General features: G+C 86.8%; 1 pseudogene. It reads right to left on the reverse strand.

The features are described from left to right. A pseudogene (locus M3677_RS18870) lies at positions 1-325 on the reverse strand (hypothetical protein); the annotation flags it as partial. Positions 326-393 lie beyond the last annotated feature (68 nt).

Here is a 393-nt window from a genome sequence, read left to right on the forward strand (position 1 = left end):
GCACCCCGCGACCCCTCGCGACGGGCGGGCCCGGCACCGGCGCCCCGGCCACCGCACCCGCGCCCGGCCCCGCGGATGCCGAGGCAGCGAGCACCCCGGCCCCGGGCGGCACGGAGCCCACCCGGCGCGCCGCCGTGGTCGCCCCCGCGACCCCGTCGTCGGTGGTCGGCGTCGCAGCGGCGGCGACCTCCGGGTCGGCGGCGACCGCCGCGCCGGCCGGGTCGACCCCGACCCCGGCGGCCGACGCCGTGCCCGCGACCACATCGGCCGGCGTCGTGGGCGGCCCCGCGCCCGCCACGACCGACAGCAGCACGGGCGGCAGCACGGGCGGCAGCACAGCCGCGGCCGGCCCCGGCGACGGCCCCGGCGGCGGCCCCGGCGGCGGCCCCGGCG

The organism is Curtobacterium sp. P97 (assembly GCF_023712445.1).
GTDB lineage: Bacteria > Actinomycetota > Actinomycetes > Actinomycetales > Microbacteriaceae > Curtobacterium.